The 333-nt window shown below is 63.4% G+C and carries 1 protein-coding gene; it reads right to left on the bottom strand.

Annotated elements, in window-relative coordinates; translation table 11 throughout:
• Window positions 1–333: glycine--tRNA ligase subunit beta (locus FLQ44_RS10995; protein WP_147694433.1), on the bottom strand; the 333-nt coding region annotated here is incomplete at both ends.

Below are 333 nucleotides of genomic sequence, written 5' to 3'. Positions count from 1 at the left end.
ATAGGTCACGGATCGAAGGCCCTCGTTCATCGACGCCAGGCCCTGCTTCAGATCCTCGTCGAAGAAGAACTTGGCATCCGCAAAACGCGGGCGGATCACGCGTTCGTAGCCCTTGCGGACCTCGCGCGGATCCTTCGACTCGATGTTGGCGATGCCGATGAAGTGCTCGGTGAGCCGGCCTTCGGCGTCCAGCACCGGGAAGAACTTCTGGTTGGCCTCCATGGTGGCGATCAGCGCTTCCTGCGGCACGCGCAGGAACTCGCGCTCGAAGCTGCAGGTGATCGGCTGCGGCCACTCGTTCAGGCACTGCACCTCTTCGAGGATGCCGGCGTC

Origin of the sequence: Vogesella mureinivorans, assembly GCF_007644035.1 — a bacterium.
GTDB classification, from domain to species: Bacteria; Pseudomonadota; Gammaproteobacteria; order Burkholderiales; family Chromobacteriaceae; genus Vogesella; species Vogesella mureinivorans.
This window is presented reverse-complemented; position numbering and strand designations above follow the sequence as displayed.